Source organism: Streptomyces sp. NPDC029956 (genome assembly GCF_055574655.1).
Genome location: NZ_JBVHZJ010000014.1, coordinates 163552 through 189096, shown reverse-complemented (window position 1 = coordinate 189096; position 25545 = coordinate 163552). Strand labels below are relative to the sequence as shown.

At 72.8% G+C, this 25545-nt stretch carries 16 protein-coding genes; 9 read left to right on the top strand and 7 right to left on the bottom strand.

Annotated elements, in window-relative coordinates; all coding sequences use genetic code 11:
• Positions 1–214: 214 nt before the first annotated feature.
• Entirely contained in the window at positions 215–601 is a 387-nt protein-coding gene (locus ACZ4XX_RS14505) for an Imm7 family immunity protein (protein ID WP_468508272.1), read from the bottom strand.
• A gap of 71 nt (positions 602–672) precedes the next feature.
• Here ACZ4XX_RS14505 and ACZ4XX_RS14500 point away from each other — a divergent pair, with 71 nt between their 5' ends.
• The 5 genes from ACZ4XX_RS14500 to ACZ4XX_RS14480 all read left to right on the top strand — a co-directional run bounded on the left by ACZ4XX_RS14500 (position 673) and on the right by ACZ4XX_RS14480 (position 5473).
• Positions 673–1791, top strand: a complete 1119-nt coding sequence (locus ACZ4XX_RS14500; RefSeq protein WP_468508271.1) for a hypothetical protein — start codon at positions 673–675, stop codon at positions 1789–1791.
• A gap of 13 nt (positions 1792–1804) precedes the next feature.
• Entirely contained in the window at positions 1805–2677 is an 873-nt protein-coding gene (locus tag ACZ4XX_RS14495) for a hypothetical protein (RefSeq protein ID WP_468508270.1), read from the top strand.
• A 156-nt stretch (positions 2678–2833) separates the two neighbouring features.
• Positions 2834–3112 carry a polyprenyl synthetase gene (locus ACZ4XX_RS14490; RefSeq protein ID WP_468508269.1) on the top strand — a complete coding sequence of 93 codons (279 nt, stop codon included), beginning with the start codon at positions 2834–2836 and terminating at the stop codon, positions 3110–3112.
• Entirely contained in the window at positions 3105–4157 is a 1053-nt protein-coding gene (locus ACZ4XX_RS14485; RefSeq protein ID WP_468508268.1) for a polyprenyl synthetase family protein, read from the top strand. The genes ACZ4XX_RS14490 and ACZ4XX_RS14485 overlap by 8 nt, the downstream gene beginning before the upstream one ends.
• A 152-nt stretch (positions 4158–4309) precedes the next feature.
• Positions 4310–5473, top strand: a complete 1164-nt coding sequence (locus ACZ4XX_RS14480; RefSeq protein ID WP_468508267.1) for an oxygenase MpaB family protein — start codon at positions 4310–4312, stop codon at positions 5471–5473.
• 33 nt (positions 5474–5506) lie between these two features.
• Here ACZ4XX_RS14480 and ACZ4XX_RS14475 read toward each other — a convergent pair whose 3' ends face one another.
• The 3 genes from ACZ4XX_RS14475 to ACZ4XX_RS14465 form a co-directional block, all read right to left on the bottom strand.
• Entirely contained in the window at positions 5507–5782 is a 276-nt protein-coding gene (locus tag ACZ4XX_RS14475) for a hypothetical protein (RefSeq protein WP_468508266.1), read from the bottom strand.
• Positions 5783–5934: 152 nt separating this feature from the next.
• The gene (locus ACZ4XX_RS14470) at positions 5935–6429 is read right to left on the bottom strand and encodes a hypothetical protein (protein ID WP_468508265.1); all 495 of its coding nucleotides are present in this window, start codon (positions 6427–6429) and stop codon (positions 5935–5937) included.
• A gap of 53 nt (positions 6430–6482) precedes the next feature.
• Positions 6483–6683, bottom strand: a complete 201-nt coding sequence (locus ACZ4XX_RS14465; RefSeq protein ID WP_468508264.1) for a hypothetical protein — start codon at positions 6681–6683, stop codon at positions 6483–6485.
• 514 nt (positions 6684–7197) lie between these two features.
• Here ACZ4XX_RS14465 and ACZ4XX_RS14460 point away from each other — a divergent pair.
• Complete coding sequence (locus ACZ4XX_RS14460) at positions 7198–8055, top strand: maleylpyruvate isomerase N-terminal domain-containing protein (protein WP_468508263.1); 858 nt, start codon at positions 7198–7200, stop codon at positions 8053–8055.
• Between the two features lie 75 nt (positions 8056–8130).
• Here ACZ4XX_RS14460 and ACZ4XX_RS14455 read toward each other — a convergent pair whose 3' ends face one another.
• On the bottom strand, positions 8131–9057 hold the full coding sequence (locus tag ACZ4XX_RS14455) for an ABC transporter permease (RefSeq protein WP_468508262.1): 927 nt from the start codon (positions 9055–9057) through the stop codon (positions 8131–8133).
• Positions 9054–9965: an ABC transporter ATP-binding protein gene (locus tag ACZ4XX_RS14450; RefSeq protein WP_468508261.1), complete on the bottom strand. Its 912-nt coding sequence runs from the start codon at positions 9963–9965 to the stop codon at positions 9054–9056. Before ACZ4XX_RS14450 ends, ACZ4XX_RS14455 begins: the two co-directional genes overlap by 4 nt.
• 167 nt (positions 9966–10132) lie before the next feature.
• Here ACZ4XX_RS14450 and ACZ4XX_RS14445 point away from each other — a divergent pair, with 167 nt between their 5' ends.
• A complete protein-coding gene (locus tag ACZ4XX_RS14445; RefSeq protein WP_468508260.1) occupies positions 10133–10966 on the top strand; it encodes a GNAT family N-acetyltransferase in 834 nt (277 codons plus the stop codon).
• A 12-nt stretch (positions 10967–10978) separates the two neighbouring features.
• Here ACZ4XX_RS14445 and ACZ4XX_RS14440 read toward each other — a convergent pair whose 3' ends face one another.
• Positions 10979–11428 carry an SSI family serine proteinase inhibitor gene (locus tag ACZ4XX_RS14440; protein ID WP_468508259.1) on the bottom strand — a complete coding sequence of 150 codons (450 nt, stop codon included), beginning with the start codon at positions 11426–11428 and terminating at the stop codon, positions 10979–10981.
• Positions 11429–11851: 423 nt separating this feature from the next.
• Between ACZ4XX_RS14440 and ACZ4XX_RS14435 the strand changes: the two genes are divergently transcribed.
• Both ACZ4XX_RS14435 and ACZ4XX_RS14430 read left to right on the top strand, forming a co-directional pair.
• The gene (locus tag ACZ4XX_RS14435; protein WP_468508258.1) at positions 11852–12091 is read left to right on the top strand and encodes a hypothetical protein; all 240 of its coding nucleotides are present in this window, start codon (positions 11852–11854) and stop codon (positions 12089–12091) included.
• A gap of 300 nt (positions 12092–12391) precedes the next feature.
• Positions 12392–25540: an amino acid adenylation domain-containing protein gene (locus tag ACZ4XX_RS14430; RefSeq protein WP_468508257.1), complete on the top strand. Its 13149-nt coding sequence runs from the start codon at positions 12392–12394 to the stop codon at positions 25538–25540.
• Positions 25541–25545: the final 5 nt, after the last annotated feature.

Genomic DNA, 25545 nt, shown 5'->3' with positions numbered 1-25545 from the left:
TGTACACCCCCCCCGGGGAGCCCTTCTGTGGGCCCGAGTGTGCGGGGAGGGTGTGGAAGGGGGCGGAACACCCGCTTTGCTTGGCGAGCCGGGTGGGGTGGGCGCAGGACGCGACGGCGCCGGGCGCCGGGACGGAGGCACCCGGCGTGACGGAGGCGGGCACCGAACCCTTCACGGGTCGGTGCCCGCCTTCCGTTCCGCTCAGGGTGGGCGCTCAGTCGACCTCGTCCTCGACGGTCGGGACGCACGGGGACAGGAGCACCTCGGTGTGCTCCGTGACGCCACCACGCACCAGCCTCAGCACGCGTACCTCGTTCTCGTGCCGCGGGTCCTCGTCGTCGCGGATGTGCAGCAGCCCGTACGACCCCGGGGCGACCGAGCCGACGTGGCGGAAGAAGTCGGTGATCTCGGGCGAGGAATGGTTGGAGAAGCCGCCGATGTGGACGAAGGCCTCGCCGTTCATCCGACGAAGGTCGAGCAGGTAGGGACTGTCGATCGCCTCGATACGGCGCCGCAGGCCCTCGACGATCCCGGCCAGGCGCGCCGGGTCGTCGTCCGCGGGACTGTCGTGGACCGTGATCCAGCCGTGGTACTCGAACATGCCGGGAACCCTATCGGCGTGCCGGGAGCCGCCCGGGGGGCTGCGTATCGGCTCGGGCAGGATGGGTGACCATGACGGGTGGGCGAGTGAAGCTGTGGGAGCGGCTGCGGCAGGCGGGTCTCGACGTCGTGGAGACAGCCGGGGTCGAGGAGGTCATGTCGTGTCGCGCCGCGTGGCGGCCGGTCGTCTCCGGCCAGGCCGCACCGACGGAGGCCGTACGGCGGGACGAACCGGAGCTGGTCGCCGAGCTCAACAGACGGTGGCACCGGCTGGCGGTCGAACACGGGATCCTCGGTGCGGACGGCAGCTTCCTCATCGACGTCGCCGGCGACTGGTCGGGCGGTATGGGCCGGCGCTGGACACGCGTGCGGCTCACCGACCGGTGGGACCTCGCGGGAGTCCTCGGCACGCGGCCCGGCCGGCCCGAGTGCGTCACCCTCTCCACGGACGGCGACGCTCTGGTCGGGGCGACCACCGAGGAGTACGACGTCTGGCTCGTCGCGCTGGACCGCCTCAAGGAGCGGCAGGAAGGGCTGGCACGCGCCGCGGGCGAAGAGACGGCTGAGGAACGGGCAGCCGCGTGGGAGCGGTTGTTCCGAGGGCCCGGGTCTTCCCCGAGAGTGCGTGAGGAGTGGGCGCACGGCCTTGTGCGCAATCCCTCCACCTCGGACGACCTGCGGGCAGGTCTCGTCGGTCTGACGTTCCACCTCCTGTGGCGCGCCCTGCCGACTTCCATCGTCGAGGCCGCGATGGTCCACCCGGAGTGGCGGGTTCGAGGAACGCTGGCCGAGGTCCAGCCGAACCTCACGGCCGACCAGTGGGCACGGCTCGTCCTGAACGAGCAGGATGACCGTCAGCGGTGGATCCTCGCCCTGCTCGCTGCGGACCGGCGCGTCGAGCTCACCGACACCGCGTACGCGCGACTCGCCGCGGACCCGTCCGCGAAGGTGCGTGAGGAGACGGCCCGGCTGTCCGGCCTGCCCGTTCATCTGCTCGCGGCGCTGACCGGCGATCCAGACCCGGCCGTACGTACCTCGGCATGCAGCGGGGTGAACTGGCCGCACCTGGACAGCGCGGCCCCGACTCGCGCTTCTGGACGACCCCGACCGCAAGGTCCGCGTCGCGGCGCGCCTCCGGCACCACCAGGCGCATCCGCTGTCCCGGTCCGTCCACGACTCCGAGGGGCTTGAGGCAAGCGACGCGGTGGCCAGTTGTCTCCTCGACCGCGAGTTCGCCGAGCACGTGGCCCGCCACGGCGATCTCGGCCGACGCCATGCCCTCGCGGGCAACCTGCGGCTGGACGGCGACCTTGTCGCCGTCCTCGCCCGGGACCCCGACGAGAGCGTCCGGTTCCAGGTCTCCACGCGTCCCGATCTGACCGAGGCGCAGCGGGCGCGCATCGCCATCGACTTCGATCCGAGTACGCGCTCCTCCGCGCTCGACCGGGTCCGGGCGCTGCACGACGATCCCGACGCGATGCGGCGGCTGAGCGCCTCCACGCACCCCCTCGTACGCAGGAGTGTCGCGCGGGCCAGGCATCTCCCGCAGGACGTCGTCGAGGTGCTCGCGCACGACGAGGACCGTGTCGTACAGCTCTTCCTCGCCGAGTCGTGCGACGACGCGCCGACCGAGATGCTGCTGCGGGTGTGGCAGTGGTGGAACGGCAGCCTCAGCACGCCCGACCGTCCCCACGGGCATCCGAACTTCCCCCGCCGCGATCTGGTCCGTCATGCCGAGGACCCGAACCCGCGGATGCGGCAACTCGCCCTGGACGACCCGGAGTCGACCGTCGAGCTGGTCGAGCGGTTCAGCCGGGACGCCAACGGGGAGGTCCGGTTGCGGGCCGCGACCGACCCCCGGCTGACGCCCGCGTCGGCGGTGCGGCTGCTCGACGACCCGTACGAGGTGGTCAGGCACGCGGCGGCCAGGCACCCACGACTGCCGGGGCGAGCCCTGGTACCGCTGCTGCGCGACAGGGACACCGCGTGCGTGGCTGCCCAGAACCCGGGGCTGCCCGAGTCTGTCATCGCGCGGATGATCCACATGATGCGGCCGGCTTCCGCCCCGTCTCCGTGATCCGCCTCCGTGATCCGCCTCCATGATCCGTACGCCCCATCGGAGTGATCACTCGTTCGTGAGTTTCTCCTCGGTCGTGCCCGCCGCCCGCGACGCTGGCATACGCGGCGCGTGACCTGCGTCGCCGTATCGGTGCGCTGTGGAGGGGGAGATGTCATGACGAGGGAGGCTGGGCGCCGTGGGGGTCCCGGTGAACAGGCGGTGCTCCTGGTCGCCGGGCTGGCCGATGTGGCCGTGGGCACGCTGGGGTCCGCACTCGGATTCGTACGGGGGCTGGCCCGGCGCTCGGACGCGGCGGAGCTGGTCTCGGAGGCCGAGCGGGATCTGACCGCGCGGGGGCGCCTCGTACTGGACCGCTGGGCGGCCGCGCCGCCGGCGCATCTGGAGGTTCTCGCCCGGCACGCCCTGGCCCGGCGGGCGGGCGAGAGTGGCTGAGCGGTGGGAGTCGGCAGCGTTCAAGGCACGTGTCGACGAGGTCCTGCACCGTTTCGTCGCCGAGGAGGCCGACCTGCTGGCGGCGGTCGACCCGGCGCTCGGTCCGGTGGCCGGGCAGCTCGAGGCGTCGGTCGCCGTCGGGAAGAGGTTGCGGGCGGCGTTCTGTTACTGGGGCTGGCGGGCGGCTCGGCAGCCCGACAGCGACGCGTTGGTGCGGGCGGCGGCCTCCATGGAGCTGGTGCACGCGGCCGCCGTCGTGCACGACGACCTGATCGACGACAGTCCGCTGCGACGCGGGCGGGCCACCGCCCACGTGGCCCTCGGCAGTGTCGTACGGCATCACCCGCGGGCCGCGGACGCGGCCCGGTCCCTGGCGATGCTCGTCGGGGACCTGCTCATGTCGCTGGCCGGGCAGCTGTTCGCCACCAGCGGTCTGCCCGCCGCCTACCTCGGCCGGGCCCGTCCGCTGTGGGCGGCGCTGGCCCGCGACCTCATCGCCGGGGAGTGTCTGGAGATCCTCCACACCGGCGTCACCCCGGACACGACCGCGTCGCTGAAGGTGATCCGCTACAAGACCGCCAAGTACACCGTGGAGCAACCTCTGTTGATCGGCGGTGTACTCGCCGGGGCCGACGACCGGCTGCGCGGTGGGTACAGCGCGTACGGGCTGCCGCTGGGCGAGGCGTTCCAGCTCAGGGACGATCTGCTCGGCCTGTTCGGCGACACACGGCACACCGGCAAGGCCAACGCCGATGACGTGCGCGGTCATCGGCCGACCGCGCTCCTCGCTGAGACATGGCGCGTCGCCGGTCCCGACGAGCGGGAGCGGCTCCGTGCCCTGCTGGGGCGGCACGACCTGGACGAGGACGGTCTGGAGGCGGTACGTGAGGTGATGCGACGGCTCAAGGCGCCCGACCGGGTCGAGAGCATGATCTCCGCCAGGGTCGAGGAGGCGCTCGGTGCGATCCATGAGCTGGACGTACCCGCGCCCGCGGCCCGTGCCCTGACCGACTTGGCGCATTCGGCTGCGGTCCGGCTCTCCTGAATCGCCCCGGCTCAGAAGCCGGCCGTCCCCCGGACCGGCTGAGACCCCCTTGGCCCTGCCTTGACCGGTAGCGGCCCGCTTGGACCCGCCTTGACCGGTAGCGGCCCACGGCCTTTCGCACCCCCTCCCCCCCAGAGACAAGGGAGTTCCCCATGCTCCACACCGAGACATCGATGAACGCCCTCCGGCAGAGCGGCGACGAGCTCGCCGACGCCACCGTCGCCGCTCTCTTCGAGCGCGGCGAGATGGGCACCTTCAACACCCTGATGCGCTTCTTCTCCACCGCCGGTGCGCCCGTTCCGGACGGGCTGCCCGATGTCGCCAGGGAGTACCTGGAGGCCACGAGCGCCCCGCCGGCCTGGGTGGACTGGGACGAGATGGAGCGGGCCCGGCTGTTCTTCATCGACAACAACGTGCACATCGCCACCGCCCTGTCCTTCGCCTCCATGCCGGCCTGCTACCTCGTCCCGCACGTGGCGAAGCTGCTGTCGACGACCCACGGCCTGAACTACCCCTCGACGCGTATGGCCGCGACCGGCCAGTTCACCGTCTACCTGATGCAGCCCGACGCCTTCGAGGCCGGCAGCCGTTTCATCCCCGCCGCGCAGAAGGTCCGTCTGCTCCACGCCTCCATCCGCCACCACCTCACGCGCGAGGACCGTTGGGATGTCGGGGCGTCGGGGGTGCCGATCTGTCAGGAGGACATGATCGGCGGGCAGATGTTCTTCTCGATGCTGGTCCTCGACAGCCTGCACCGTCTCGGCATCCACATGTCGCAGGAGGGAGCGGAGGCGTACTCCTACGCCTGGCGCGTGGTCGGCGCGATGCTCGGCGTCGACCAGGACGCCGTCCCGACCTCCCTCGACGAGGCGCGCCGGTTCCTCGATCAGTACATGATCCGGTACATGGGGCCGTCCCCGGAGGGCGCCCACCTGACCCGGCAGCTCATCGAGCTCTACGAGGACGTCGTGCCCGGGACGCTGCTCGACCCGGTCGTGGCCGCTCTCGTCCGGTACCTCATCGGCGACACGAGCGCCGACTGGCTCGAGGTCCCCAGCACGCCCTGGGACACAGCCGTCAAGGCCGTGCCCCATCTGCTGGGGGTACTGGAGACCGTCGAGGACCGTTCACCGCTCGGCGCCTGGGCCCTCGACCGGCTCGGGCACCTCACGACGATCTTCGAGCTGTCCTCACTCACCCGGGGACGCGTCATGCACTACGCCGTCCCCGAGCACCTGAGGAAGGAGTACGGCGTCCCCGACGCGCCGTCCCGCACCCGTCGCTGGACGCCACCGGCAGCCACGGTCGCTCCGTGAGTGATCGAGACCAGAGACGAACGAGGACGGGGATCAGAAGGGAACCGACATCCCCGCCTCGCGCAGCCGGGAGAGGGCGGTGGACATGCATTGCCGCACGGTCCTGCCGTCAGCCCGGATGCCGTGCTCCAAGGGGCCGGCGCCGGCTGCGAAGGTCCACGCCGGCGCGTTGTCGGCAGCCCTCTCGGCGTCCACTCTGATCATGGCGTTCACGCCCTGCTCACCCAGCCGTTCAAGGAGGAGCAGTGCCACGTCCTCGATGCCGTCGTCCTGGTCGCTCCTCGGCCGACGGTCACGGATTCCTGTCATGGCCCGGACTCTACCGAGGTGTCCGAGGCGGTCTGCGGTGAGCGGCGGGCGCGGACAGCCGACGGCGGCTGTCCGCTGCGGGGTGAACACGGTGGTCACCCCGCCGCGGGCTGCTGAACCAGGCCGGGCCCGCCGGTTGGGGGTGTTCCGTGTCAGGGGAGGGTGGCTGCGAGTGCCAGGCGGGTGGCGCGCTGACTTCGGTACGCCGCGAGGTCGTCCGCGACCTCGGAGGCGACCCGCTTCTGGTGGGCCGTCTCGATCGCGGCCCCGAAGCCGACCAGATTCACCTTCCGCTTGCACGCGACGTCGCGCACGGCAGCCGCGATCGCGGCGGGCCCGCCGAGGTCGTCCCCGAGGTCGAGCTTCTGGGTCACCTCGTACGGGTTCCCGATGCCCGGGTAGCCGGAGCGCGCCATGCAGCGTGACCAGAGCCCGACGACCCGCTGCATCCGGGAGTCCATCTCGGCACGGTTGTGGGCTTCGGCCGAGACCATGAACGGGAAGAGCGCGTCGACGCTCGTCCGGGTGGGCAGATGGAGCGTGCGACAGCCCTCGCCGAGGCAGCCGTCCACGGGGACGCTCAAGCCGTCGACCTTGATACCGGTGACCGTCTCCTGCGCCTCCTCCTCCGAGAGCGGGTCCTGCATCGGGGGCGGGTCGCCCGGACGGTGACCGAACAGGGCGGTCAGGCCGTCGTCGTTCAGGGGCGGCTCCTCCGGGCGCGGCGGACGGGGCGTGCCGGCGGTCCTGTCGTAGCCGCGAACGCGGGATCGGCGAGCCCGAAGAGGTAGCGGTGGGGATCCTCGGTGCCGGTGACCGGCGCCGGGTCCTGGCGTGCGTACGTGATGCCGTAGCGCGCCATGCATCGGGTGGTCAGACGGTTCTGGGCGACGTCGGTCATGCGTCGTTCCGCGGCCGAGTCGGTCACGCTGTCGAAGGGGAGCCTCAGGTCGGCCGTGGCCGGGTTGATCGGAATGCGGCCGAGGGCTGGCTCACCATGACGCGGCTGTGTGGGGTGCGCGGGCTGTGTGCTCTGCTCGTGCGGTGTGCCCGGTGCGGGCCCGGTTGTCTGTGCGGGCTGACCTGTCCGGGCGGCTGCGGAGCCGGATGCGGCCGGCAGCCATGCGAGTAACGCGGCGGTCAGTACGCCGGTCGCGGCCGCTGCTCGTCGCTGTCGGGCGGAATGCATGATGTGGCCTGCTCCCTGGTCGTGGGGATCCGATCTGTCGTGCTTCCGGCGGGAGTCTGCGGATCGCGCGGGCGGCTGAGCAAGGACATGAGCGATCATTCGACAGCCTGTGACAGAACGGACTCATGGGGCCGGAGTCGAGGGCGGGATCGAGGTGCCGAAGCCCTGTCACATATCGCTACCCGGCGGTAACCTTCATGTTCTGTAAGCGACTTGGGGGAGTTCCATGGGCACCGTCACGAGCTTCGACGCCGTCGCCGAGCACGAGCGGACTCGTGCGGCGCTGAGGGCCGTGGTCCCACGCCTGGTTCGTCTGCTGCGGGATGTTCCGGACATGGAGGCGGCGTCCGGGGTCCCCGTGTGGACGGTGGGAGACGTCGGCGCGCACCTCGCGGGCGTCCATTTCGCGTACTCCACCGGCTTCACCGACGAGGCCATGGAGTGGGACGCCCTCCTCCTGCCGGGCGGCGGCTCGTTCAGCGAGCGGATCGCGGCCGTGAACGCCACGTCCATCGGCCTCTTCGGCATCGAGGAGCGCACCCGCATCGGCGACTTCATCGCCGAGCGGAGCGAGATGTTCCTGCGGGTCACCGACGGGCTCGCACCGGACACCCCCGTCCACGCCCCCTGGCTCGGGAAGGAGCTGCCGCTCACCCTGGCGGCCGCGACCGGTCTGATGCTCAGCGAGAGTCTCGTACACGGCCTGGACATCGCCCGCGGCGCCGGGCTCCCCTGGCCGATCGGCCCCGAGGAGGCGGGCCTGGTGCTCGGCCAGTCGATGCCGACGATGATGCCGCTGGGCCTCGACGCGGAACGGGCGCGGGGCGTGAGCATCGCGTTCGATCTGGCGATCAAGGGCGGGCCCAGGCTTGCGGTCGTCATCGAGAACGGGGCGGCGACCGTGACCCGTGACGCCCCGCCACGCGCGTACGACTGCCGGATCACGGCGGAGCCGGTCGCGTTCCTGCTGGTCTCCTTCCGCCGCATGCCCGTGTGGAAGGCGATCGCGTCCGGTCGGATGCGGGCCGGCGGTCACAGGCCGTGGGCCGCCGCGCGGCTCGGCCGACTGATCGGCAGCCCTTGAGTCATCGGCAGTCCTCAGGCCGAGGGTGTGCGACGGGTTCGCGCTCCTCCCGGTGGTCGGCGGTTCGACGCCTCCTCACAGGTCGCGCCGCCGCACTCCGGCGATCGCCAGCGCCGTCGCGCCCAGTGTCCAGGCCACGTAGACCGTCCAGGCTCCGCCATTGCTCCACGGGAAGTCGGACGGGGAGGGAGCTCCGACGTCCACGAGTCGGGTCCACGCGCGGAAGGGCAGGGCATGGCTCGCGAGCGCCGTGCCATAGCGGTCTTCGGTGAGGACGTTGGGCAGGACGAGGACGATCGCGACCGTCGTGATCATGGTGGCCGCCGTGTGACGGACCACTGTTCCGATGGCCAGCCCCGCCAGCGCGCACACCGGCGCGAGCAGCGCCGAGGCGTACACCACGCGCTGGGCACCAGGATCGCCGAACGACACTCCCAGGCCCCGGCCGTCGAGGACCGCCTGGGTGAGGACGAACGAGGCTCCCGCGACGAGCGCGCCGAAGACGGCCGCGACGGCCGCGACGACGACGGCCTTGGCCGCCATCACCGAGCCGCGGGCGGGAACGGCCGCGAAGGTCGTACGGGCGGTGCCCGTGCTGTACTCCCCCACCATCGCGAGAGCGCCGATGGCCCCGAGCGCGATCACCATGACCATGGCCGCGTTCCCGGTGAAGGCGATCTGCAGGGGGATGCCGTCCCGGATGAAGTCGGCCCGGTCCCCGGCGTTCTCCTCGGTCCAGTGCGTGTACGTGTCGTACGCGGTACCCACGTTGAAGGCGATCACGGCCGAGGCGGCGGTGCCGTAGGCGATCCAGGTCGAGCGGAGCGACCGGAGTCTGATCCACTCGGAGGCGACGAGGTCGAGGAAGCGGGGACGGGGCTCGGCAACCGCGCTGACTGCGGGGATGAGTGGCGTGGGAGCCGGAGTCGGAGTCGGAGGCAGCGGCGATGTCGGCGACGGCACGGAGGTGGGCGCGGGTGCGGGTGCGGGCGTCGCGTTCATCGGGGTTCTCCTGCGAGGTACTGGACACTGTCGGCGGTGAGTTCCATGAAGACGTCCTCCAAGGACGCGGACCGGGTGCTGAGCGCGCGCAGCGGGACGGCGTGTTCCAGGGCGATCTCACCGATCCGGTCCGCGGTCAGGCCCGTGACGGTCAGCTCGTCCCCCACCTCCTGATCCACCACCGCGCCCTCGGCCGACAGCCGGTCCCGCAGTACGGCCGACGCGCGCGTACGCACCTGGACGGTCCCGCGGCCGCCTCGTGCGGAGAACTCCGCGAGGCTCTCGGCCGCGATCAGCTCGCCCCGCCCGATGACGACCAACCGGTCGGCCGTGTGCTCCATCTCGGACATCAGGTGGCTCGACACGAATACGGTGCGACCTTCGGCGGCGAGCCGCCGGAACAGTTCGCGCACCCATTTCACGCCCTCGGGGTCGAGGCCGTTGAGCGGCTCGTCGAACAGCAGCACCGGCGGGTCGCCCAGCAGCGCGGACGCGATGCCGAGCCGCTGCTTCATACCGAGCGAGAATCCGCCGATACGGCGCCGGGCGACGTCGGCGAGACCCACCTCCCGCAACACCTCCGACACCCGCCGCTGCGGGATGCGGTTGCTGCGTGCGAGCGCGGACAGTTGCGCCAGTGCGCTCCGTCCGCCGTGCACGTCGTGCGCGTCGAGGAGCGCGCCGACGTGGCGCAGGCCGCGGGGCCGTTCGCCGAACGGGCGGCCGTTCACGGTGACCGTGCCGCTGCTGGGCCCGTGCAGGCCGAGGATCATCCGCAGCGTCGTGCTCTTGCCCGCGCCGTTGGGGCCGAGGAACCCGGTGACCTGGCCGGGCCGCACGGTGAAGGACAGGTTGTCGACGGCGGTCGTGTCGCCGTATCGCTTGGTGAGTTCGTTGACTTCGATCACACGAACACGGTGCCGTCGCGCGGCCCTTCCCGTCGTCCGACCGCCGCCGACAATTCCCGGTGCCGGTGTCGCCCCCAGTCGTACAGCCCCGGTCGACCCCGTGGCATGGGCAGATGCCAAGCGCCTGCCCCAGCCGCTCTCCTCCCCGGCGGTGAAAGAATCACAGCATGGCTGCCGACATGTCCGATGACATGACCGACGATCCGCTGCTGATCCGCGCCCGTGCGCTGTGGGAGACGCTGGCCGACGCGCCGGTGTCCTTCGCATCGTGCGGTGAACCCACCGGTCCTGCCGGTCCCGCTGGTCTTCATCGTCCCGCTGGTCCCGCCGGCCGTACCGGACCCGCCGTGGTCGTTTCACCGACCTCCGCGCTGTGCCCGCCCTCCTGGACCGGAATCGTGGTCCTGGGCGGCGCGGCGATCGCCACAGCGCCCACGGAGAGCGCCGCCCGCGTACTGCGCAGCGCGCTCGCCTCTGTTCCACCGGACTTGCTCACGCGACCTGAAACGGTCAGGGCCGTGCTGCCGGTGTCCGACATGCTCGGTCCGGCAAGCCTGGCGTACCTCTCCGACATCTACTTCCGTCCCGCTCGTCCACACGGCACTGTCGAGCGCCTGGCCCCCGACCATCCCGACGTTCAGGGGCTGTTGCGGTCGGTCGAACCGGAGGACGTGGCGGAGAGCGGCATGGAGGACATCACCACTCCGGCGTTCGTCGTGCGCGAAGGGACGGCCGTGGTGGCCGCGGCGGGATACCGCTCCTGGCCCGCCGGGACCGCGCACGTCTGTGTGCTGACGCATCCGCGCTGGCGGGGCCGCCGACTCGCCCGCCGTACGAGCTCCGCCGCCGTGGCGCACGCGTTGGCGGCGGGACTGCTCCCCCAGTGGCGTGCCCGGCCGGCGGCCTCTCGGCGGGTCGCACGGTCGCTCGGGTTCCGGGAGCTGGGCAGCCAGCTGAGCGTCCGCTTGGAGGGGGACGCGTTCGGCGGCGCACGCGGGTGAGCTGCCGGGCGGTCAGGCGCCGGTCGTCGCGGGCAGGACAGGCGCGAAGGTGTCCCAGCGGGCGATCTCGCAGCCGTCGGTTCGCTTGAAGCCGGCGTCCACCGGTCGGCCTGCCCAGGTCCCCGTGACCTGGGCCGTGGCCCGTCCTCCGTACTGCATCGTGCACAGGGAGTCCGGGGGCACCGGCGCGAAGGGGTCGGTGCCCCAGGTGGTCAGTTCGTCGAGCCTGTCGCAGGCGGCCTGCGGTGCGGGATGACCACCGCCCGCCGGGTGGCAGGTGAGCTCGTACGTGCCGTCCGCGGCCGGGTCGCCGCTGTCTGCCACCGTAAGGGTGAGGCGGTCCAGCGGGGCCGGAGCGTGTGCGGCGGCAGACCCGGCAGAAGCGGCAGAGACAGCGGAGCAGGTGGGGAGAGCGGCCAGGGCCAGGGCGAGGGTGAGCGCACGGCCTGTGAAACGCGGCATGGACGACTCCGGGTCGTGAGGATCGACGCGGCACGGGACGGCCGGAGCAGCGTCGACCGGGGGTGGTGGGCGGGAGTGCTGCGCGGAAGCGGTTCCTCCGATCCAACCCCGGCGCGCTCGAAGAGGTCACGCCACGCGGGCTGGCGGCGCCGCCTCCCGTCCCTCATCAACCCCGATGGCCCACAGGTCTCGCCCTCTCGGCCTCGCCCGACCCAGGATTCAGGACCGTACCGCCTCGCCGCTCACCGGCAGGTGATCGACGCTCGCGCCCCGGGTCCGCCGGGACCATCGCCGTCATGCGCGGTCCGCGCTCGCCCTGGCCGAGGAGAACCGCGGCCGCGAGCCGCAGGAAACGCCCCGGTCCGGTTCGTCGGAGACATCGGGCGGTACGTAGCATTCGCCGGAAACAGGGAGGGGCACGGCATGGGACTGTTCCGCAGGAACCGCACCGAGCGGCGGGTACCTCCGCCTCAGTTGGTCGACGAGGCCAGGGCCCACCCGGGAGGTTGGGTGTACGAGATCGACCGGGACATGGTCGGCGACCCGAACGGGGCCGTGCCCCCCGAGGCCGTCATCGGGGCCTGGCAGGTGGACGCACGCGGCGAGCTCTCCGGTGACTACCAGGCGAATCCGAACTACCGACCCCGGACGCCAGGTCGGTAGTCCGTCTCGGACACGGCGACACACCCGGCATGAGGATTCACCGCGCTGCAGGCCAAGGCCCGACTCCGGCCGTGCACGGGGCGGGGACTCGGCCGGTGCCGTGCGGAGACGGTGATCAGTCATGATGACCGGAGACTGAAACAGAGACGGGTCCAGCCCGGTCCAGTCCAAGCCGGTCCAAGCCGGTCCAAGCCGGTCCAAGCCTGGCCAGTCGTAGATCAGAACAGAGCAGACCCGGGGCGGTCCTTCTCGCGTGGACCGCGGAAGGGGCCCACCTCGGGCAGATGCACGGGGGCGTTGATGCGGGGATACGGCGAGACGGTGCTGCTGGACGTGCTGGCGGGTGCGGCCGCCGCCGCGCCCGGCCAGGGCATCGTCCATGTCGACGGGGACGGCAGGGAGCGGACCGTCAGCCATCACGCTCTGTTCGCCGACGCCCTGCGCGTTGCCGGGGGATTCCTCGCCGCCGGGCTCGTGCCGGGAAGCCATGTGGTGCTGCCGGCCGAGCGGAGCGAGGAGTTCCTGCCGCTCTTCTGGGGTGCCGTCGCCGCCGGGCTCGTACCGGTGCCCCTCGCCCCGGACGTACGGCGGGTGCTGCCCGTATGGGAGTTCCTCGGCGCGCCGCCGGTGGCCGTCGGTGCGTCCACCGCGGCGCTGCTCGACGCTCTGCCCGGCTCCGTACAGTGCCTGACGCTCGACGATCTCCGCGAGCACCCCGCTGCTCCGGCGCTGCCGAAGCGGGCGCCCGACGACGTGGCGTTCCTGCAGTTCTCCTCCGGCAGCACAGGGGCTCCGAAGGGGGTCGAGCTGACCCACGCGGCCGTTCTCGCCAATCTGGCGCAGATCCGTGCCGCGGCCGGTATCAACTCCGCTGACGTCCTCGCCACCTGGATGCCGTACTTCCACGACATGGGGCTGATCGGCACCCACCTCGTACCGTTGTCGGCACGGATCAATCAGGTGCGCCTCGAACCGCTGACGTTCGCCAAACGGCCCCTTCGATGGCTGGAGGCGGCCGCACGGCACCGGGCGACGCTGCTCTCGGCCGCCAACTTCGCCCTCGCCCTCGTCGAACGGCGCGTGACTGCGGACGACCTCGCACGTCTGGACCTGACGTGTGTGCGGATGGTCCTGGTCGGCGCCGAGCCGATCTCACCGGCCGTGTGGCGGGCCTTCGCCGGGCGGATGCGGCCGACAGGACTCCCGGCGTCAGCGCCCACGCCGGTGTACGGCCTCGCGGAGTCCACCCTCGCCGTCACCTTCCCGCCGCCGGGGGAGATCGCCCGGCCGCTGGCCCTGGACAGGTCCGCGCTCGCCCGGGGCCGCGCCGTGGACAGCGTGCCCGGACCGGACGCGGTGGAACTGATGGACGTGGGGAGCCCCGTGCACGGGTGCACCGTACGGATCACCGACGACACGGGGCACCCCGTCGAGGAACGCCGGGTCGGCCACATCGAGGTCAGCGGCCCCCAGGTGGCCCGCGGCTACCACGGTGCCCCTGAGGCGACGGCGGAGGCGTTCCGTGGGGCGTGGCTGCGCACCGGTGACCTGGGATTCCTGCGCGAGGGTCGCCTCTGTGTGACCGGCCGGTCCAAGGACGTCGTCTTCGTCGACGGGCGCACGCTGCACGCGTCGGACCTGGAGGAGGTCGCGGCGGCCACGCCGGGGCTCGGTCACTGCCCGGTCGCGGTCGTCGGATCGACCGATCCCGCGGACGGCGGCGAGCGGGTGGTCGTCTTCCTCGCCCCCGCGCCTCCCCTGTCCGCCGTGACGCCCGAGCTGCTGCACGCGGTCCGCGGACGGGTCCGCGAAGCCTTGGGGCACGCCGACGTACGGGTGTTGGCGCTGCCGGTACGCGGGTTCCCGCGTACGACGAGCGGGAAGGTCCGTCGCGGGGTGCTGCGCGATCGCTTCGAGGGCGGGCGGTATCCGGAGATCGCGGGGCGGGCGGCCGTGGGCGTGGGGGGTGCCCTGCCGGAGAAGCGGTCCACGTCCGAGGCGGGGCAGCCGTCCGGCCCGCTGCCGAAGCAGCGGGCCGAGGGCACGTCGGAGAGGCGGGTCGACGATCCGGACGCACCCGTCGGCCGCACGGTGGCGGCATCGGCGACGGCGACGGCGGAAGTGGAAGTGGAAGTGGAGGAAGTCGACTCTCGTCGCGACCGCGGACCCGACGCCCCCGGTGCCTGCGACGGCGCTCCGGGGCGGCCCGGAGCCCTTGCGTCGTCCGCGGCACCGATGTCGCGGCCCGCCGCCGAGGACGCCGTGCGCGGTATCTGGGCCCGGGTGCTCGGGCTGCAGGGCGGCGCCATCGGGCCGGACGACGAATTCCGGGCTCTCGGGGGCTCGTCGCTCAAGGCCATGGAGGTCCTGGCCGGGCTCGAGGACGAGTTCGGCGTGGCGCTGCGCCCTTCCGAGGTGCGTGACCACACCACGGTGGCCGCCCTCGCCGGGCTGATGCTCGCCGGCGGCGGTTCTGCAGGACCCGGAAGGGACCAGTCCCCGCCGCAGGGCTCGACGGGTGCGGACGAGTCGGCAGCCTCCGCGCACGAGTCGACTCAGGCCGGCGAGCCGTTGGTCGCCGTCTCCGCGCTCGCCTGCCGCTTTCCCGGGGCCGATACGCCCGAGGCCTTCTGGGCGCGGCTCCTCGACGGGTACGACGCCGTCACCCCCGTACCCGAGGGGCGATGGACCGAACCGGCCGACGGACGCACCCGGTGGGGTGCGTTCCTCGACGAACCCGACGGTTTCGACGCGGGGTTCTTCGGGATCGGAGCGGAGGAGGCGCGGGCGATCGACCCGCAGGCGCGCATTCTGCTGGAACTCGCCCACGAGGCCCTGGAACGGGCCGGCTACGCCGGGCAGCGGCGGCGCGGGCGCCGGGTGGGAGTGTTCGTCGCCGCCGGAGACAGCGGCTATCGGAGCGTTCTCGAACAGACCCACGGCGAAGGCCGGCTGCCCACCGCAGCCCTCACCGGGAACCTTCCCAACATGCTCGCCGCGCGCGTCGCACACTGCCTCGACCTGACCGGGCCCGCGCTCGCCGTCGACACCGCCTGCTCCTCGGCCCTCGTCGCGCTCCACCTGGCGCGCCGCAGCCTTCAGGCCGGCGAGTGCGACATCGCCGTCGTCGGCGGCGTGCATCTCAACCTCACGCCGGCCGGTTACACACTCCTGGAGAAAGCGGGGGCGCTGTCCCCGACCGGACGTTGCCACGCGTTCGGCGCGGCGGCCGACGGGTTCGTCCCCGGAGAGGGCGGCGCGGCGCTCGTACTGGCCCGGCTCGACGAGGCGCGGGAGGCGGGGGATCCCGTGCTCGCGGTGCTCCGCGGCACAGCCGTGAACAACGACGGCCGTTCGCTCAGCCTGATGGCGCCCAATCCCCTGACCCAGGGGGAGGTCATCACACAGGCCTACCGCAGTGCGGGGGTCACTCCCGACAGCGTGTCGTACGTGGAGGCGCACGGCACCGGCACGCCGATCGGCGACCCCGTCGAGCTGCGCTCGCTCGCCCAGGCCTTTCCGCCGCTTCCCGACGGGCGGCTCCGGCTGCTCGGCTCGGTCAAGACGAACATCGGCCATCTGCTCAACGCCGCCGGAATGCCGAGCCTGGTGAAGGTGGTCCTCGCGCTCGGTCAGCGACGCCTGCCGCCGTCACCGCTCCGGACCGCGCACTCGATTCCGATTCCGACGGCATCGACGTCGACCTCGGAGTCGGCGTCGGCATCGGCGTCGGCATCGGCATCGACATCGGCATCGGCATCGGCGCCCCTGCAGGCTGCCTCTGGTTCTGCCTCGCCCTCGGTCTCGCCCTCGGTCTCGGTCGATCTGGCCGGTTCCGGGTTCGCCCTGGTGGATGCCGTACGCGACTGGGAGGCACCCGGCCCGCTCGTCGCAGGGATCAACGCCTTCGGGTTCGGTGGCACCAACGCCCATGCCGTACTGGAGGAGCCGCCTGCCCGCCATCGGCCGGAGCGGGTGCCGTCGCGCTCACCCAGGCTGCTCACCCTGTCGGCGCACGGGGAGGACGGGCTGCGTGCCGCTGCCGCCGGACTCGCCACCCATCTCCGTGACCATCCCCGTCTCGACGAGGGGGACGTCTGCGCCGCCGTCGCCGCCGCCCGCGACGAGGGGCCCGATCGTGTCTCCCTCGTCACCGACGGAGATCTCGCCGCCCGGCTGGAGGCCGTACGCGACGGGGTGACGCCGACCAGCACCCCTGTACGGTCCCGGGCTCGCCTCGTCCTTCTCCTTCCCGGGCAGGGTGTACGGCCGCAGGGTCAGGCCCGCGCTCTGTACGCCGACGCGCCCGCCTACCGCGAGGCGCTCGACGAGGCCTCCGGCCACGTCGGGGTGATCGGGGGGCGCAGTCTCACCGCCTGGTGCCTCGACGACGTCTCGTCTCCCGACGCGCTCTCCCGTACCGACGTCGCCCAGCCGCTCCTGGTCGCCCACGGGGTCGCGCTCGCCCGTCAGCTGCGGGCCTGGGGCATCGCCCCGGACGCTGTCGCCGGGCACAGCGTCGGCGAGATCGCCGCCGCGTGCGTCGCGGGGACGGTCTCGCTGTCCGACGCCGTGCGGTTCGCCGCCGAACGTGGCCGCCTGATGGCCGAGTCGTGTGCCCCAGGCGCCATGGCGGCTGTGCGCTGCACCGAGGATTCGGTCGCTGACCTGGTGGCCCGGGCGCGGGGGGCGCTGAGCGTCGCCGCCGTCAACGGTCCCGACCAGGTCGTCCTCGCCGGGACCGAGGCTTCGGTCGAGCACGCGATCGTCACGCTGGCCGCCCGGGGCATCGTCGCGCGCCGGCTGAACGTGTCCCGTGCCTTCCACTCGCCCCTGATGGATCCGGCCCTGGACGCGCTCACCGAAGCCGCGCGGGCGCTCGCGCTCCGGCCGTCGGCGATGTCGACACCGCTGATCAGTACGGTCACCGCCGGTTGGCAGCCTGTCCTGGACCCGGCCTATCTGCGTGCCCATGCCCGGCAGCCGGTGCGTTTCGGCGCTGCGGTGGAGCGGCTGCTCGGTGACGGGTACGACACGTTCGTCGAGCTCGGCGCCGGAGCCCTCGGTGGCTCCGTGCGGGCCGTCGCGGCCACGCACCCGCGCGGCGGCGGGGCGGTCGCCCTCTCCACCGGGCACCGGGGCGGTGCCCGGGGACTCCTCGAAACCGTCGGTCGGCTCTGGGAGCGGGGTGTGCCGCTGGACCGTACCGGGCTCGACGCCGACCGGGCACGGATCTCCGGCATACCCACGTACCCCTTCCAGCGGCACCGCTACCGGCCGGCCGCCGCACCCCGGCCCCAGCCGCCCCTGCCCCCGTCGATGCCCGGGCCGTTGCTGCATCGGATCCGCTGGGACGACGCCCCGCTGACGGTCGGACCCGGGCCGCGTTCCGTCCTGCTGGCGGGGCCGGATTCGCCGCTCTCCCGTGCGTTCGCGGACCGCCTCAGGGGCCGGGGGGTCACGGTCGGGCGGCCCGCCGGCGACGCGTCGGTCGGCTATGGGCCGGTGGCCGACGGTGAGCCGGACCCCGAGGTCGTGGTCCTGCTCGCAGGACCCGCCGTGGCGCCGGACTCCACCGACGCGCTCGACGCGGCCCACCGCGCCATGGCGACCGGGCTGCAGAACCTCCTGCCGGAACTCGCGCTCCACCGCCCGCGCGTGCTCGTCGTCACCGAGGACGTCCATGTCACGGGTGTCGATGCCCGTGCGGGTGCCGGTGCCGGCGTCGGCGTCGGCGTCGGCGTCGGCAGTGGCGCCGAGCGTCCGTGCCCCGCGCAGGCGGTCCTGACCGGGCTGGCCCTGGCGCTGCCGGAGGAGTTTCCCGGTGTGGTCGCCCACAGCGTCGACCTCTCCTCCCTCGACGACGTCGACGCGCACCTCGACGCGCTCGACCACGAACTCGCCGCTCGGCCCACCGCGCCGGACGACGGTGTGGGCCTCCGCCCGGCGCCCGCCGTCGCCTGGCGGGCGGGGCGACGCCTCGGCCGCACGACCGAGCCGGTCGCCTTGGATCCCGGCACGGAACCCGGTGAAGGACCTGGCACAGAACCAGGGACTGGGCCTGGAACACGATCTGACGCCGGGGTTGCGGCTCTGCCGCCCCACGGCACATATCTGATCACCGGTGGGGCCGGCGGCGTCGGCGCAGCGTTGGCCCGCGATCTCGCGGGGCGGGGCCGGCCGACCCTGCTGCTGACGGGTCGCTCGGCCGAGCCGCCCACCGGGCTGCTGGCCGAGCTCCGGGCGCTCGGCGCCACCGTGGACTACCGCACCGCCGATGTCTCCCGTGAGGCCGACGTCGACACGCTGCTCGCCGGTCTGCCGCGACTCGACGTGCTGATCCACGCCGCCGGCGTCGTACGTCCTGGCACGCTGCGGACCAAGACGCCGGACGAGATCGCCGAAGTCCTGGCCGCCAAGACCCGGGGCACCGACCTGCTCGCCCGGGGAGTCGTCACGCACGGTCTGCGCCCCTCGCTGTGCGTGGCGTTCTCCTCGGTCGCCTCGGTCCTGCCGGGCCTGGCGGGCGCGATCGGCGACTACGCGGCCGCCAATGCCTACCTCGACGCCTTCGCGGCCGCCGAACGCGCGGCGGGCCGGCCGTGGCTGGCGGTCAACTTCGCCGCGTTCGCCGATGCCGGACTCGTCGCCGGTACGAGCGCGTTCGCCCGCGGTGCCGGTGCTGGTACGCCTGCTCGTACCGCTTCTGATGCCACTCCTGGCACCGCTACCGGTCCGCGTACCGCTGCCGGTCCCGCGCGCGGACCGCTGCCGCTGGCGACCCGCGAGGCTCTGGAGGCCCTGCGTGCGGCCTGCGGCTCCGACGCCGCACAGCTCATGGTCGCCGACCTGACCCAGGGGGCCGCCGCGCCTCGTACCTCGACCGGCTTCGACGTACCCCGGCTCCCCGCCGCTCCCCCGGCGACACCCGCGCGCATGGAGCAGGCCGCGGCCTCCCGGCCAGGCGATGTGTCGGACGTCCTGCGACAGTTGCTGTCCGAAGCACTCCACGTCTCCCCCGACGCCCTCGGTGACGACGTGCCGCTCCTCGGCCTCGGACTCGACTCGCTCATGGCCGTCGATCTCGTCAAGTGCCTGGAGCAGGAGCTGGACCGCTCCCTGCCCATCACCCTGTTCTTCGAGCACCGGACGCTGGGCGAACTCGCCCGCGAACTCACCGGCGCAGGCGCCCGCGAACCCGGCAGGTCCGAGGAGGACCTCTCCCCCCTCCCGCGGAGGTACGCGGCAGCGCCGTCGGCCGACGACGGCGTCCCCTTCTCCCTGACCCCGGTCCAGCTCGCCTTCCACACCCAGGGCGGGCTGTACCCGGATGTCCCCGCCTACGGGTACGTGACCCAGGACGTCCGCGGGCACCTCGACCCCGACCTGCTCGGCGAGGCACTCGGCCTGCTCGCCGACCGCCACGCGATGCTTCGCATCCGGTTCCTCTCCGGGGCGTCCACGCCCACCCAGGCCGCCGCGTCGTCCGCGTCGTCCGCGTCGCACGACAGCGGGAGGATTCCCGACTGGTACGAGGTTCGTGATCTGCCCGGAGCCCGTAGCGCCGAGGAGGAGTTCGCGGACCTCGAAGAGGCACTGTGCAACCGGCCGTTCGACCTCACCGTCGAGGCTCCGATCCGCGCCGTCCTCGCCCGTGCATACCGCGAGGACGGCAGCGAGGACTCCGGCCGGGAGGATTCCGGCCGAGGGATCGGTGGGGCCGACCCGACGTTCGTCCGTCTCGTGCTCGTCGTACACCACGCCGCCGCCGACGGCTTCAGCCTGAACATCCTCGGCCAGGAACTCTGGGCCTGCTACACCGCCCTTTCAATGGGGCTTGTCCCCGAACTCCCGCCGCTCACGACCGAGTTCGCGGCATACGTCGCCCACGAGCAGTCCGAGCGTTCGGACTCCGCCCTCGCCTCGGACCGGGCGTACTGGCGTGCGGTGCTCGACGGGCAGGGCGAGCCCCTCGCACTCCCGTACGACGGCGATCCGCTGGGCCTCCCCGAGCCCCCGCTCCTCGCCCACCAGGTGACCCCCGGCCCCGGCCTGTCGGCCGCGCTCCGGGAGACGGCCGCCGCGCACGGCGTGTCCCTCTTCCACCTGCTCCTCGCGGCCTACGCGCGCTGCCTGTCGCGGTGGAGCGGCGGGCGGGAGGACGTGACCGTGAACGTCGCCAGAGCCCGTCGCGAAACGCGGCTGCCCGGTATCGACCGGCTGGTGGGACCGCTGGCCGACACCCTCCCGGTCCCCGTCCGCGTAGGACCGGACGACTCGGTGCACGCGCTCGCGCTACGGCTCCGCGACGCGTGGCCCGAGAGCGAACGGCACAGCCGCCTCACGAGCCTGGACCTGGCGCGGCTCCTGCCGACGGACGGGGCGGGACCGCGTACCGCCGCGCCCGCGTCTTTCAGCTTCGCCCGGTTCCCGGTCTCCCCCGACCCCGACTGCCCGGTGGAGGTCCGTCCGACATCGGCCGGAACGGCCTCCGCCGCCACCCGGCTCAGCCTGCTGTGCTGGGAGTCCGACGGGGAACTGGCCTTCTCGTGGAACTTCCCGGCGCGACTCTTCGACCGCTCCACCATCGCGCGCCTTGCCGCCGAGCACCTGGCCGAACTCACCGAGACGGCCGGGCTCGACGCGGCAGCTGCAGCCGCAGCTGAAGCAGTCGCGGCAGAAGGCTCACCGCTTGCATGCGCCCCACACCCCGCCCCCGGCGACATCGTCGCCCGCCTGTGCGCCCAGTTCCGGGCGACGCCCGACGCGGTGGCCGTCGACACGGACGGGATCACCCTCAGCTACGCCGAACTGGACCGGGCGTCAGGCGCACTGGCAGCCCGGTTGCGGGCCTGTGGCGTGGTCCCGGGCGACCTGGTGGGACTTCTGGTCGAGCCCGGCGCCGACGCCGTGACCGGTGTGGTCGGCATCCTGCGGGCCGGTGCGGGCTGGGTGCCGCTGGACACCGCCCATCCCCCCGTACGCCTGGCCGATCAGCTGGAGCGGTCCCGCGTCGGCACGCTCGTCTGTCATGCGGCGACGCGAGACGCGGCCACCGCGCTCGTCTCTGCCGCGGCCCTCACCCTGGTCACGACCGACGGCCTCTCCTCGGATCCGCACTCCGCCTCCCCGGAGGACGAGTCCCCGGACCCGGCCCCCTCCACGGCACTCTCCGCGGCCCTCTCCACTGCAGCCGCCCCTGCCCCCGTCCCTGCCCGGGTCCCTGCCCCTGTCCCACCCCCGGATCCCGACTCCCTCGCTTACGTCATCTTCACCTCCGGCTCCACCGGCCGCCCCAAGGCCGTGCCCATCACGCGCCGTTCGATGACCAACTACCTCGACTGGGCGCTCGCCACCTTCGGGTACGGCGAAGGTGACCGGCTCGCCCAGACGGCGTCGCTGTGCTTCGACGCGTCCGTACGTCAGCTCCTCGCGCCCCTCCTCGTCGGGGCCACGGTCGTCACCCTGCCCCGACAGCTCCTCCGGGACCCGGAGGAGCTGCTCGACCGGGTCGAGCAGGCGCGAATATCGGTGTGGAGTTCGGTCCCGAGCCTGTGGTCCCGGCTGCTCGAAGCAGCGGAGACGCGTGTACGGGAGGGCGGGCCGACGCCCGACCTGTCCGCCCTGCGCTGGATCCACGTCGGCGGGGAGGCGCTCCCGCCCGCCCATGTACGCCGCTGGTACGACCTGTTCGGGCCCGGGCACCGGATCGCGAACTTGTACGGGCCCACCGAAGCCACCATCAACGCCACCTTCCACATCATCGAGACCCGCCCCGCCGACGACATGCGAACCCTCCCCATCGGCACCCCCCTCACCGGCACGGAGGTCGACATCGTCACAGCGGACGGCGCGCGGCGCTGTGCACCGGGGGAACCCGGCGAGCTGCTCATCGCGGGCGTGGGACTCACGCCCGGCTATCTGCACGCCCCGGAACTGACCGCTGCCGCGTTCACGGAACGCGACGGGCGCCGCTGGTACCGCAGCGGCGACCGGGTCCGGCGCGACGAGGACGGCGTCCTCGAGTTCCTCGGACGGCTCGACGACCAGGTGAAGATCCGCGGACACCGGGTGGAGCTCGGCGAGATCGAGTCGGCACTCCTGGCGCATCCCTCGGTCGCCCGCGCCGCCGTGGTCCACCGGGAGGCACGGCTGAGCGCCTTCGTACAGTGTCTGCCGGGCAGCACGGCTCCGGATTCCACGGCGCTGCGCGCACACCTGGCACGGACACTTCCGGAGTACATGCTCCCGGCCCGTATCCACCTCGTCGGCGAACTCCCCCTGACGGGAACGGGCAAGATCGACCGCGCCCGTCTGAAGCCCCCGGTGACCGATACGCAGCTTCCCGAGGCGGGATCGGCAGGAACCCCGGCCACTCCGACGGAGATCCTGCTGTCCCGCGTCTGGTCCGAACTCCTCGACGCCGACGCGGACACGATCCGGCGCGAGGACGACTTCTTCGCCCTCGGTGGCGATTCGTTGCTCGTCCTCCAGGTCTTCGCCCGGCTGCGGGAGACGATCCCTGTCCTGCCCCGGCCCACGGTCGTGTACGCCCACCGCACGCTGGCCGCGCTCGCCGCCGCCATCGACCGCGGACCGACGGACGGACCTCCTGCTGCCGGCCAGGCGAACCCCTGCGTCACCGAAGGCACCCAGGGCGGACCGCCCCCCGCCTTCCCGCCGTCGTCCCTCCCGCGGTCGACCGTCCGTCCGTCGACCGTGCCGCCGTCTCCCTTCCCTCTCTCCCCCTCCCAGCGCGGGTTCCTGCTCGCGGAGGCCATGGCGCCCGGCTCGCCCACGGCGTGGCTCGCCTGCCTGCGGGTCGACGGGCCCCTGCGACCCGACGCGTTCCAGCGAGCCGTCGACGCCTGCGTCGTACGTCATCCGATGCTGCGGACCGTGTTCCCCGCCGGGGTACGACCGCCCGTCCAGCAGGAACTCCCGCCCACCCTCCGGCTCCCGGTCGACTTCGAGACCCTCGCCGCGCCGGACCTGCTGGCATCGCGGATCGCCGAGGAACGCGAACGGCGCTTCGAGTCCTGGGCCTGGCCGCTGTTGCGACTGCGAGTGCTCACCCTCGGGCCCGACGAACACGCGCTCGTCGTCCACGCCCACCACCTGATCGGCGACGGTTACAGCGTGGCGCTGCTCGGCCGGGAGTTGCTCGCCGTCTACGACCGTGTCGTACGGGGCGAGGCGCCGGAACTCCCCCCGTTGCGTCACTCGTTCCGCGACCACGTCCTTCTTCAGGAACGCGCGGTCGCGTCCGGCTCCCCCGACACAGACGACGACACCCACCGGGCCGCCCGACTCCAGGAGCCGTACCGGCGCCCGGTCCTCGGAGACCGTGCAGGGGAACGGCCGTCCGCCAAGGACCCCGACGCACCTCCGTACCGCTCCACCGGCTTCACCCTGGCCGCGGGCGAGGTGGCCGTGCTGCGCAGGACCGCCGCCGACGCGGGCACGACGCTCTTCGCCCCGGTCCTGACGGCGTACTACCGGACGCTGGCAGCCACGACCGGGGAGGAGGATCTGATCCTCGGTCTTGCCGTGTCCGGCCGCGAAGACGCGCATCCGGACGCCCACCTGGCATTCGGTCCGTACGCCGCCGCCGTGCCGCTCCGGCCGAACCCCCCGTCCGGGGAGAGGGTGGCCGGCCGCACGTTCGCCGATGATCTCCGGGCGGTCGTGGACGAGGTCGAGGCGGCCCGTGCGCAGGGGGTCCGGCCCCCTCGGAGCGACGGCGGACTTCCGGCGGCGGCCCAGTTCTTCTTCACCTTCCTGGACTTCTCCGCCCTCGGGCCGCTGAGCGGCGAGACGCTGAACCTGCGGTGGGACGACGCAGACGCCGAACTCGCGCCTCCGCCGGTGGGCACGGACACGTTCCTGGCGGTGCGGCCGGTCGGAGAGGGAGAACTGCGGGTGACGCTGCGCGCGGCCACCACGGCGTTCCCCGACGAGGCGGCGTTCGCCTCGTTCACCGCTGCGTTGCGGAAGGGGATGACCGAAGGCGGCACGCTCGGGAGGGTGGTGGACGGGCGGCCACGCCCCTCGGTCGCGCCCCTGTCCCCGCGCGTCCTGGACTCCGCACTCGTCGGATACCTTCCGCCGCCCGGTCAGCTGGCCGCGCTCGCAGCGGCGGGCGGACTCAAGGGGCTCAAGGGGCTCAAGGGACTCAGCGGGTTCAGCGAGGACAGCGGCCCGGGCAGGATCGGCGCGCCGACGGCCGAGGCGGGAGCAGCGCGTGAGCAGCTCCGGAAGCTGCTCTTCCCGGGCGGGCGTCCCCGGCTCGTGGAGGAGATCGACACGCCTCTGGGACGCTCGGGATTCGTGTGCCTGCCGCTGTTCGCGGACGAGCTGGCATCGACGCCGGACCTCGCCGCTCGCACGGCCCGGGCGGTCGAGCTCGCGGCGTCGTCGGGTGCCCGTTCCGTCTCGCTCGCGGGGATGATCCCGTCCCTGACCGCGTACGGCTTCGGTGTTCTGCGGGAGACGGAGGGACCGACGGCGCTGACGACCGGGCACGCGGCAACTGCGGTGTCCGTGGTCAAGACCGTCCATGCTGCGCTGGTGCGGACGGGTCGCGGGTTCGCTGGTCCGGTCGATCCCACCGAGCCCACGGAGCTCGGTGAGCTCGGTGAGCTCGGTGAGCTCGGTGAGCTCGGTGAGTATCTCGGTGATCTCACCGTTGCCGTGGTCGGCCTTGGATCCATCGGCAGTTCGTCGCTCGAACTCCTCCTGTCCCTCGCGCCCGAGCCGCCCGCCCGGCTGCTCCTGTGCGATGTCACCGGCAGTACGCCACGGCTCCGTACGCTGGCCGACGACCTCATCGCCCGCGGTCTGGCCCGGAACGTGGAGATCCATGAGTCCGGCCGGTCCGCCCTCCCGCTCGCCGTCTACGAGGCCGGACTCCTCGTCACGGCAGTCAGTGGAGGCCGCGCGATCCTCGACGTGTCGCGCCTGCGGCCGGGCACGATCGTCGTCGACGACTCCTTCCCCCACTGCTTCGACACGACGAAGGCGCTGGCCCGGATGCGGGAGCGGCGCGACGTCCTGATCGTCGGCGGCGGCCTGCTCTCGGTCGGTGCGGGTGGATCCGGCGCTTCCCGCGGCGCCGGCGGGTCCGTGGAGCGCCGCACGGCTCCGGGGCTGCCGCTCGCGGCAGCAGCGGGCTACGCCGCGCGCTCGTGGCTCCCCGACACGGTCGCCTCCTGCCGCCTGGAGTCGCTGCTGCACGCCGCCGACCCGGAACTCCCCCTGGTGAACGGCCTGGTGGACGGACGGCTCGCGCTGGCTTACTGGCGCGGGATGGAGGCTGCGGGTGTCACAGCGGGCCCGCTGCACCTCCTTGGACACGCCGTTGCCGTCGAGGATGACGCCCTCGACGGCTTCCCACCCCGACCGTCCGGCGTTCGCAGGACCGCCCGTGAGAAGGAATCCCGGTCGTGAATGAT

Coding starts and splice junctions, on each gene's coding strand:
- ACZ4XX_RS14465 (WP_468508264.1), bottom strand. CDS start 6,683: ATGACCGACGTCGCCCAGAACCGTCTGACCACCCGATGCATGGCGCGC.
- ACZ4XX_RS14440 (WP_468508259.1), bottom strand. CDS start 11,428: ATGCCGCGTTTCACAGGCCGTGCGCTCACCCTCGCCCTGGCCCTGGCC.
- ACZ4XX_RS14505 (WP_468508272.1), bottom strand. CDS start 601: ATGTTCGAGTACCACGGCTGGATCACGGTCCACGACAGTCCCGCGGAC.
- ACZ4XX_RS14435 (WP_468508258.1), top strand. CDS start 11,852: ATGGGACTGTTCCGCAGGAACCGCACCGAGCGGCGGGTACCTCCGCCT.
- ACZ4XX_RS14480 (WP_468508267.1), top strand. CDS start 4,310: ATGCTCCACACCGAGACATCGATGAACGCCCTCCGGCAGAGCGGCGAC.
- ACZ4XX_RS14455 (WP_468508262.1), bottom strand. CDS start 9,057: ATGAACGCGACGCCCGCACCCGCACCCGCGCCCACCTCCGTGCCGTCG.
- ACZ4XX_RS14490 (WP_468508269.1), top strand. CDS start 2,834: ATGACGAGGGAGGCTGGGCGCCGTGGGGGTCCCGGTGAACAGGCGGTG.
- ACZ4XX_RS14470 (WP_468508265.1), bottom strand. CDS start 6,429: ATGCAGGACCCGCTCTCGGAGGAGGAGGCGCAGGAGACGGTCACCGGT.
- ACZ4XX_RS14475 (WP_468508266.1), bottom strand. CDS start 5,782: ATGACAGGAATCCGTGACCGTCGGCCGAGGAGCGACCAGGACGACGGC.
- ACZ4XX_RS14430 (WP_468508257.1), top strand. CDS start 12,392: ATGCGGGGATACGGCGAGACGGTGCTGCTGGACGTGCTGGCGGGTGCG.
- ACZ4XX_RS14445 (WP_468508260.1), top strand. CDS start 10,133: ATGGCTGCCGACATGTCCGATGACATGACCGACGATCCGCTGCTGATC.
- ACZ4XX_RS14460 (WP_468508263.1), top strand. CDS start 7,198: ATGGGCACCGTCACGAGCTTCGACGCCGTCGCCGAGCACGAGCGGACT.
- ACZ4XX_RS14500 (WP_468508271.1), top strand. CDS start 673: ATGACGGGTGGGCGAGTGAAGCTGTGGGAGCGGCTGCGGCAGGCGGGT.